Annotated in this window: 9 protein-coding genes and 1 tRNA gene; 4 read left to right on the top strand and 6 right to left on the bottom strand. The window is 61.4% G+C overall.

Features of this window, described 5'->3' with window-relative positions; genetic code table 11:
* The 3 genes from AC3VI7_RS11155 to AC3VI7_RS11145 all read left to right on the top strand — a co-directional run.
* Positions 1 to 199 (top strand): hypothetical protein (locus tag AC3VI7_RS11155; protein ID WP_489671525.1); only part of this gene is annotated, 199 nt, incomplete at its 5' end.
* Positions 200 to 305: 106 nt separating this feature from the next.
* Positions 306 to 437 carry a hypothetical protein gene (locus AC3VI7_RS11150; protein WP_489667981.1) on the top strand — a complete coding sequence of 44 codons (132 nt, stop codon included), beginning with the start codon at positions 306 to 308 and terminating at the stop codon, positions 435 to 437.
* 6 nt (positions 438 to 443) lie between these two features.
* Positions 444 to 740 (top strand): hypothetical protein, encoded by a 297-nt coding sequence (locus AC3VI7_RS11145; protein ID WP_489667982.1) that lies wholly within the window; start codon positions 444 to 446, stop codon positions 738 to 740.
* A gap of 3 nt (positions 741 to 743) precedes the next feature.
* On the opposite strand, the gene AC3VI7_RS11140 is transcribed toward AC3VI7_RS11145, so the two are convergent.
* The 3 genes from AC3VI7_RS11140 to AC3VI7_RS11130 form a co-directional block, all read right to left on the bottom strand.
* Complete coding sequence (locus tag AC3VI7_RS11140) at positions 744 to 953, bottom strand: DUF4926 domain-containing protein (RefSeq protein WP_489667983.1); 210 nt, start codon at positions 951 to 953, stop codon at positions 744 to 746.
* The gene (locus AC3VI7_RS11135) at positions 953 to 1489 is read right to left on the bottom strand and encodes a DUF6883 domain-containing protein (protein ID WP_489667984.1); all 537 of its coding nucleotides are present in this window, start codon (positions 1487 to 1489) and stop codon (positions 953 to 955) included. The genes AC3VI7_RS11140 and AC3VI7_RS11135 overlap by 1 nt, the downstream gene beginning before the upstream one ends.
* A gap of 173 nt (positions 1490 to 1662) precedes the next feature.
* Positions 1663 to 1736: transfer RNA gene (locus AC3VI7_RS11130), tRNA-Gly, on the bottom strand.
* Positions 1737 to 1877: 141 nt separating this feature from the next.
* Here AC3VI7_RS11130 and trmB point away from each other — a divergent pair.
* The gene (gene trmB / locus AC3VI7_RS11125; RefSeq protein WP_489667985.1) at positions 1878 to 2582 is read left to right on the top strand and encodes a tRNA (guanosine(46)-N7)-methyltransferase TrmB; all 705 of its coding nucleotides are present in this window, start codon (positions 1878 to 1880) and stop codon (positions 2580 to 2582) included.
* On the opposite strand, the gene AC3VI7_RS11120 is transcribed toward trmB, so the two are convergent.
* The 3 genes from AC3VI7_RS11120 to AC3VI7_RS11110 all read right to left on the bottom strand — a co-directional run bounded on the left by AC3VI7_RS11120 (position 2566) and on the right by AC3VI7_RS11110 (position 8934).
* Positions 2566 to 3399 (bottom strand): undecaprenyl-diphosphate phosphatase, encoded by an 834-nt coding sequence (locus AC3VI7_RS11120; RefSeq protein ID WP_489667986.1) that lies wholly within the window; start codon positions 3397 to 3399, stop codon positions 2566 to 2568. The genes trmB and AC3VI7_RS11120 overlap by 17 nt on opposite strands.
* 133 nt (positions 3400 to 3532) lie before the next feature.
* Positions 3533 to 7603 carry a phosphoribosylformylglycinamidine synthase gene (gene purL / locus AC3VI7_RS11115; RefSeq protein ID WP_489668005.1) on the bottom strand — a complete coding sequence of 1357 codons (4071 nt, stop codon included), beginning with the start codon at positions 7601 to 7603 and terminating at the stop codon, positions 3533 to 3535.
* 2 nt (positions 7604 to 7605) lie between these two features.
* Positions 7606 to 8934 (bottom strand): homoserine dehydrogenase, encoded by a 1329-nt coding sequence (locus AC3VI7_RS11110; RefSeq protein WP_489667987.1) that lies wholly within the window; start codon positions 8932 to 8934, stop codon positions 7606 to 7608.
* Positions 8935 to 8999: the final 65 nt, after the last annotated feature.

Here is an 8999-nt window from a genome sequence, read left to right as displayed (position 1 = left end):
CCGGCTCGACAGTCCACGCATGCGGCCACGCTGCCACAACGCGCACCAAGGGCTCTATGTGCTGACAGGTTTGGGATCGAGGGGATTGACCAGCGCCGCTTTGGCGGGCCAAGTGCTGGCTGCTTGGGTCACCGGAGCCCCGTTCCCGATTCCATCCGATCTGCGTGATGCCGTGGATGTGGGGCACATGACCGACTGAATTTGGAGCAGGGGACGATCATCAGCAGCCGTGCCGAAACCGTTTCGACACACTGCGTGACCACTTGGCCGCATCACTACCTGCATTGGCGACCTGCAAGATCGGGATGGAATCAACCCTGTTGACTGCCGCCCAACAGGCCCCAAACTGCGCTGTCATCTACCAAGAGACCATTCTTGACGAAGACCGCATCGACGCCTACAAGCTGTTGGCGATCCGGTGCCGGGTGGATGGGTGATAGGGCGTGAACATGCACAAGGAAACAACCCCTAAAGATCGGTCAGCCCTGATCGTCAAATGGCGTGAATTCTGCTTCGAAAGCGGTGCCGAAGGAGAAGAGGCGCGACTGATCAGCATCATCGGCGCAGCGTACCTACGCCTTGCGAGACTTGATGGCAGCAATCCGGAGATTGCTCATGCGAAGCAACTGCTCGAATGCGCCATGACATGCAAGTTGGCCATGACGGATGGGATATGCCGTAGGCAGGGCACAGGTGCAAAAAAGCCCGCACGAGGCGGGCTGTTGGCTGGGCCTGACTAGCTGTCAGGCAGCCATCATGGAAAAGCTATGGGCGGGCGTCATTTGACTCCCAGGCATGGCAAGCATCGCCATGGTTTCGCCTTTGTCGTTGCAGAACTCGACCTCGTATTCGCCGTCATCGTAGACCTCAACGATGGTGCCAACGTCCCCAGCCTTGACCGAGAACTCAGGAATATCCGCCGAGGCGCGGACCATATCAAGCAGTTCAAACATCATTTGGCATCCTTCACGTAGGCACTGGTGAGCTGTGGCGCACTGCCTTCTTTTCGAACAATCCAGCCTGTTCGCACCATAGCACTTCCAGCCGGCCCAGTCACGGAAATGTCAACCTCGTAGCGTTGGCCGTGCTTGTCAGCATGCTTTTTGACCGATGGGGCACTTTTCAGGCCGGCGTGGATCGCTGAATACAACACGCTGGCATTGTCTTGCGTGATGCCTAGCGCTGAGGAAAAAACCAGCGCCTTATGCCGGCCGACCTCGTGATCAGGATTCAGTGCATAGCCGACCATCTTGGCATCCGGGATGAAGGCGTTCTCAAAATTTGGCAGTGCTTGTGGATGCGGCATGGCTGGTGATTCTGGCTTAACCAACCCGCTCCCCACCCCATCCATCAGCCTCACCAGCCGGTACAGCGGGTCACGCCCGGTATTGACCACCTCATCAAACGGTGCGCCGTTGAGTACAGCTTCGGCTTTGGCCCGTGAGCCCATGACCTGCCCAGCCTTGCTGAGATTGATCAGGCTGCGCAAATGGACCGCTTTGAGCTGGGGGAGCACCGCGCTCGGCAATACGTTTTGCGACGAGTTTGGCTAAACCTCGCGGTGTACGGAAGCCAAGAAAAGCGTTACCGCCAAGATGGCCCGGCTTGAAGCCGCCATGCAGCGCTGATTTCCCTGGCGTTTCCCTGAGATGCGCTTTTCACTGGAGCGGGCGATGGGGATCGAACCCACGTCTTGAGCTTGGGAAGCTCAGGTCCTACCATTGAACGACGCCCGCTTTAGAGCCCCAGATTATAGGCCATGGCCGCCGAGGAAATCAGCGCTGCTTGAGCAAGCAGCCGCAAAAAATTCACGCTCAGTCCAGCACTTGGGCAGCGTCCGGCAAAATGGCGACCCTTCGCATTCCACCCTTGGCACCATGACTGATCCCGTCCAGCCCACCCCGCACCCCATGCGTCCGATCCGCAGTTATGTCTTGCGCGCCGGTCGCTTGGGCAGCGGTCAGCAACGGGCACTCGAAGAGCTCAGCCCTCGTTTTGTGGTGCCCTTTCAAGCGGCTCCTGCTGATTGGGAACACGTCTTCAGCCGGAGCGCACCGCGCGTGCTTGAAATCGGTTTTGGCATGGGCCAAGCCACGGCAGAAATTGCCCAAGCCCGACCCGACACCGACTTTGTTGGCGTAGAGGTCCACGTGCCGGGTGTCGGTGCACTGCTCAAGCTCATCGAAGAGCGCCAGTTGAGCAACCTGCGCATCCTCAATCACGACGCCGTCGAAGTTTTAGACCAGATGATTGCCCCGGCGTCGCTTGCTGGGGTGCATGTGTTCTTTCCCGACCCTTGGCACAAAAAGAAACACAACAAGCGCCGCTTGATCCAGCCTGAGTTTGTCGCCAAGCTGGTTTCCCGGTTGGCACCCGGCGGCTATGTGCACTGCGCCACCGACTGGCAGGATTACGCCGAGCAGATGTTGGCGGTGTTGAGCGCCGAGCCCGGTTTGGTCAACAGTGTGGCCGATGGTGGCTACGCGCCGCGCCCCGACTACCGCCCCTTGACCAAATTCGAAGCCCGAGGCTTGCGCCTGGGCCACGGGGTCTGGGATCTGGTCTTCAATCGTGCCAGTTGATCACGCCGGTTGAGGCGGTGATCAGCACCACCACGCCAAAGGCGATGCGGTACCAAGCGAAAGGCACGAAGTTGTGCGTCGCCACGTAGTGCAAGAGCCAACGCACGCACAGCCAAGCCGCCACAAAGGACATGACCAAGCCGACGATGAAGATCGGCGCGTCCGCCATTGACAGCAGCGCCCGCTCTTTCCAAAGGCTGTAGCCCCCGGCACCGATCAGGGTCGGGATGGCGAGGAAGAAGCTGAAATCGGTGGCCGCTTGGCGGGAAAGCCCAAGCAGCATGCCGCCGATGATGGTGGCACCGGAACGACTCGTCCCCGGCACCATCGCCAAGCACTGCACCAAGCCAACTTTCAAGGCATCCAGCGGCTCCATATCATCCACTTCGGCGATACGCACCTTGGCTGCGCCCGTGGTGGTGCGTTTCTCGGCCCAGAGGATGATGAAACCGCCCAAGATAAAGGTGGCCGCCACCACCCACGGGGTGAAGAGGTGTTCTTTGATCATCTTGCCCAAGAGCAAGCCAAAGAAAGCCGCCGGCAGAAAACCGATCCCGACATTGATGGCGAAACGCTGCGAGCGGGAATCAGAACCCAAGCCCGCCATGGTTTCGCGCAATCGATGCCAATAGACCAAGATCACTGCAAAGATCGCCCCCGTCTGAATGGCGATATCGAAGACCTTGCTCTTCTCATCGTTGAACCCAAGTAACGAGCCCGCCAGAATCAAATGCCCGGTACTGGAGATGGGCAGAAACTCGGTCAAACCCTCGACCAATCCCATCACAGCGGCTTTGCCCAACATCAAAACGTCCAAAATGCGCTCCCAAAAATGCCCGAACAACTTGCCTGAGAGACAAGTTAGCACAGGGCCATCGAGGCCCTGTGCTGCCTTTGTAAGGCGTTTCTAATTCGTTCGAATCGCGTGATTTACGTCGGAAACGAGCTGTTTAGCCCACCCAACGACGCGCGTTGCCAAACATGCGCTGCCACGGGCTGGAGGCGCTGACATCGCCTGAGGTCCAGCTCATCTGCACGTTGCGGAAAACCCGCTCCGGGTGCGGCATCAAGACCGTGAAACGGCCATCCGCCGTGGTCACCGAGGTCAAACCTTCGGGGCTGCCGTTCGGGTTGAACGGATAAACCTCGGTCGGCGCACCGGTGTGATCCACAAAGCGCATGGCGCGCTGCACGCACGAAGCATCCCCACGCTGCGAGAAGTCGGCAAAACCTTCGCCGTGCGCCACCGCGATCGGCAGACGGCTGCCTTCCATGCCCTGGAAGAAGATCGACGGGCTGGCCAAGATCTCGACTTGGGAGAGGCGTGCTTCGAACTGCACGCTTTGATTGCGCGTGAACTTCGGCCAGTCTTGCGCACCGGGAATGATCGGTGACAGCGCGGCCATCATCTGGCAGCCGTTGCACACGCCCAAGGCAAAGGTGTCGCTGCGGCCGAAGAACGCCTTGAACTGCTCAGCCAAGGCCGCGTTGAACATGATCGAGCGGGCCCAGCCTTCACCGGCACCCAGGGTGTCGCCATAGGAGAAGCCCCCCGCAGCCACGAAGCCTTGGAACTGATCCAAGCGCGCCCGACCGGCTTGCAGATCGCTCATGTGGACGTCGAAGGTATCGAAGCCCGCCTTAGCCATGGCGTAGCTCATTTCAACGTGCGAGTTGACGCCCTGCTCGCGCAGGATCGCCACCTTGGGGCGCGTGAGATTGAGGAACGGCGCGGCCACGTCCTCGGTCGGATCGAAGCTCAAGTGCACATGCAAGCCGGTGTTGTCCGGCGCACCGGCAGCGGCGTGTTCGCTGGCCGTGCAGCTCGGGTTGTCACGCAGGGCGGTGATGCGCGCGCTGACATCGTCCCAAGCTTGGTGGAGCTGTTGCAGCGGCGCGGCAAACACCGACTTCGCATCGCGCCAGACTTCGACCGCAGCGCGGTCGTTGGTCTTGCCGACGACATGGCTGTGCTTCGATAGGCCATGCGAGCGCAACGTTTGCAGCACCGCATCGCGCACGGCGGTCGGCACCTGAATCACCACGCCAAGTTCTTCGTTGAACAGCGCTTTGAGCGTCAGCTCATTGCGACGCTCAGCCACTTGAGTGGCCCAGTTCTTGGTGTCACCGGTGTCGGCGCGGCTGTCCGTGATGCCGTCACCTTCGGTGACCAGCATGTCCACGTTCAGGCTCACGCCCACATGGCCGGCAAAGGCCATTTCGCAGGCTGAAGCCCACAGGCCACCGTCGCTGCGGTCGTGATAAGCCAGCAGCTTGCCCTCAGCGCGCAGCTGATTGATGGCCGCCACCAAGCTCTTGAGCTGCTCAGGGTGGTCCACGTCCGGTACTTCATGGCCAAACTGATTCAGCACCTGCGCGAGCATCGAGCCGCCCATGCGGTTCTTGCCGTTGCCCAAATCGATCAGGATCAAGCTGGTGTCCAAGCCGGCGGGCGTGTCGGTCTTGAGCTGGGGGGTCAGCGTGCCGCGTACATCGTCGAGCGTGGCAAAGGCGGTGACGATCAACGAAACCGGCGCCACCACTTGCTTGTGAACCGGACCATTCGGGCCGCCATCGCTCCACTTGGTGCGCATCGACAAGCTGTCCTTGCCAACGGGGATACCGATGCCCAATTGCGGGCACAGCTCCATACCCACCGCCTTGACGGTTTCATAGAGCGCGGCGTCTTCGCCCGCTTCACCGCAAGCGGCCATCCAGTTGGCGGAAAGCTTGATGCGGCTGAGCTCAATCGGCGCAGCCAGCACATTGGTGATGGCTTCAGCCACCGCCATGCGCCCGGAAGCCGGTGCATCGAGGGCGGCCAACGGTGCGCGCTCACCCATGCTCATCGCCTCGCCACGGAAGCCGACGTAATCGGCCAAGGTCACGGCGCAATCGGCCACTGGCACTTGCCACGGACCCACCATCTGGTCGCGGTGACTCAAACCACCCACGCTGCGATCCCCGATGGTGATCAAAAAGCGCTTCGAGGCCACGGTCGGATGCCGCAACACGCTCAAAGCCACCTCGTCAAGCTTCACGCCGGTCAGATCAAGGGCACGTTCGCTGCGGACCACGCGCTTGACGTCACGGTGCATCTTGGGCGGCTTGCCGAGCAGCACATTCATCGGCATGTCGATCGGACGCGTCATTTCCCCATCTGCGCCTGGACCGTCTTGCAAGATCAGCTCACGGTCGTCGGTGGCGACACCGATCACCGCAAACGGGCAGCGCTCGCGCTCGGCCATGGCGGTGAACACGCCCAAGCTCTCGGGCGTAATGGCCAAGACATAGCGTTCTTGGCTCTCGTTGCACCAGATTTCCTTGGGGGCCAAGCCGGTTTCTTCCAGCGGCACCTTGCGGATATCGAAGGTCGCGCCCTTTTCAGCGCCATCGACCAGTTCCGGGAAAGCGTTGGAGATACCGCCCGCGCCAACGTCGTGGATCGCCACGATCGGGTTGGCCGCACCCAAGCTCCAGCAATGGTTGATGACTTCCTGCGCCCGGCGCTGGATTTCGGGGTTGCCCCGCTGCACCGAATCAAAGTCGAGCGACGCGGCGTTGGTGCCCGCTGCCATCGAGCTGGCTGCGCCACCGCCCATGCCGATACGCATGCCCGGGCCGCCGAGCTGGATCAGCAAGGTGCCAGCGGCAAACGGCAGCTTGTGGGTTTGATCAGCGCTGATGGTGCCCAAACCGCCAGCGATCATGATCGGCTTGTGATAGCCGCGCGTCACACCCGCCACGTCTTGTTCATAGACGCGGAAGTAACCGGCCAAGTTGGGCCGGCCAAATTCGTTGTTGAACGCGGCCCCGCCCAGCGGGCCGTCGATCATGATCTGCAAGGGGCTGGCAATGTGCTCGGGCTTGCCCAGCACCCGTTGTTCCCAAGGCTCTGAGGTACCGGGCAGGTTCAGGTTCGAGACGCTGAAACCCGTCAAGCCCGCCTTGGGCCGAGAACCCCGGCCGGTGGCACCTTCGTCGCGGATCTCACCGCCCGCGCCGGTGGCAGCCCCCGGGAAGGGCGAAATCGCCGTCGGGTGGTTGTGCGTTTCAACCTTCATCAGCACGTGTACGGTTTCATCGCGCTGACCGTATTGCGGAGCGGTGCTGTCACCGGCCACCGCCGATGCGGGCAACCAGCGCTGCGTCCTGCCACCTTCCATCACCGAAGCGTTGTCGCTGTAAGCCACCACCGTGTGCTGGGGGCTGAGCTTTTCGGTGTTGCGGATCATGCCGAACATGCTGAGCGGCTGACGCTCACCGTCGATGCTGAACTCGGCGTTGAAGATCTTGTGGCGGCAGTGCTCGGAGTTGGCCTGCGCAAACATCATCAACTCGACGTCGCTGGGGTTGCGCCCCAAGCCGGTGAAGGCGTTGACAAGGTAGTCGATCTCGTCATCCGAAAGCGCCAAGCCGAAGTCCTTGTTGGCTTTTTCCAAGGCACCCCGGCCGTGGCCCAACACGTCCACGTGCTCCAGCGCTTGGGCGGGTTGTTCGTCAAAGAGGTGGTGCGCCGCCTCGTGCTCAAAGGCCACCGATTCGGTCATGCGGTCGTGCAGCAGAAGTGCGCACGCTTGCAGCTCTTCACGGCTCAGCGCCTTGGCCCCGCCCGTGAAGCTATCCAACAGACTGTCCAGCAAGCCGCTCTTCAAGCTGAGACGGAACTCGGTCACGCGCTCGATGCGGTGGATCAACAGGCCACAGTTGTGCGCGATGTCGGTCGCCTTCGAGGCCCACGGCGAGACGGTGCCCAGACGCGGCATCACCACGATCAACACACCGTCATCACCGCCTGCGTCGCCCACGCCACCTTGATACGGATCGCCATAGTCCAGCAAAGCCGCCAAGCGCTGGGTCTCGGTCTGCGCCAAAGCGGCATCGGTCCAAGCCCAATGCACATGGCGCGCGGCCACCGCTGTGATGCGCGGGCTCACGGCTTGCAAGGCGCTCAGCAGGGCTTGAGCCTTAAAACTCGACAAAGCGTTGCCGCCTTGGAAGGACAGGATGTGCTTACTCATGCTCATGCCAACTCTTCCTTGCGCAGGCTGACGATGGGGGCCAATACGGTCGGCAGGGCTTGCATCTTGGCGATGGCAGAGCGCATGCGCCCTTCCACGGTCTGGTGCGTCAGGATGATCAGATCGGTCTGATCTTCGCCTTCGCTGGGCTCGCGTTGCAGCACGGCGTCGATGGAGATATCGCCTTCGGCCAAGATCGCTGTGATGGCCGCCAGCACACCCTTTTGATCAGCGATGCGCAAGCGCAGGTAGAAGGCGGTCTGAACCTGCTCAATCGGCAGGATCGGCGTGGCGTGCAGCGCATCGGGCTGGAAGGCCAGGTACGGCACCCGGTGATCCGGATCAGCGGTATGCAAACGGGTGATGTCCACCAAATCAGCGATCACCGCCGAAGCGGTCGGCTCGGAGCCCGCGCCCTTGCCGTAGTAAAGCGTCGTGCCCACAGCGTCGCCATGGACCATCACGGCGTTCATGGCACCTTCGACGTTGGCGATCAGGCGCTTGGCCGGGACCAGCGTCGGATGCACGCGCAGTTCAATGCCGCCGGCACCCTCATTCACATCGTCGCGGCGCTTGGCAATGCCGAGCAGCTTGATGCGGTAGCCGAGCTGTTCGGCGTAACGGATGTCGGTGGCCGACAGCTTGGTGATGCCTTCGATGTGGGCTTTGTCAAACTGCACCGGAATACCGAAGGCCAGCGCGCTCATCAAGGTGGCTTTGTGCGCGGCGTCCACGCCTTCGATGTCGAAGGTCGGGTCGGCTTCGGCGTAACCCAAGCGCTGTGCTTCTTTGAGCACGACGTCAAAGTCGAGGCCCTTGTCGCGCATTTCCGACAGGATGAAATTGGTGGTGCCGTTGATGATGCCGGCGACCCATTCGATGCGGTTGGCGCTCAAGCCCTCACGCAGCGCCTTGATGATCGGGATGCCCCCGGCCACCGCAGCTTCAAACGCCACGACCACGCCCTTGGCGCGGGCGGCGGCAAAAATCTCCGTGCCATGCACCGCCAGCAAGGCCTTGTTGGCGGTGACGACGTGCTTGCCGGCGGCAATGGCTTCGAGCACCAGCGTCTTGGCGATGCCGTAGCCTCCGATCAGCTCGATGACGATGTCGATCTCGGGATGAGCGATGACTTCACGGGCGTCTGCCACCACGCGGGCGCTGGAGCCAACGATCTCACGGGCGCGCTCGACGTTGAGGTCGGCCACCATGGTGATCTCGATGCCCCGGCCCGCACGGCGACGAATTTCTTCTTGGTTGCGAGTCAGTACATTGAAAGTGCCCGAACCAACGGTACCGATGCCGAGAAGGCCAACTTGAATGGGTTTCATGGATACGCAGATCAATCAAAAGGAAGAAAAAATCAGGTGCCGTGCCGACGGCGATACCCATCGAG

The organism is Leptothrix toolikensis (SeqCode) (assembly GCF_057922285.1).
Note: the sequence above shows the minus strand (reverse complement) of the source record. Positions and strands in the feature narration are given on the sequence as shown.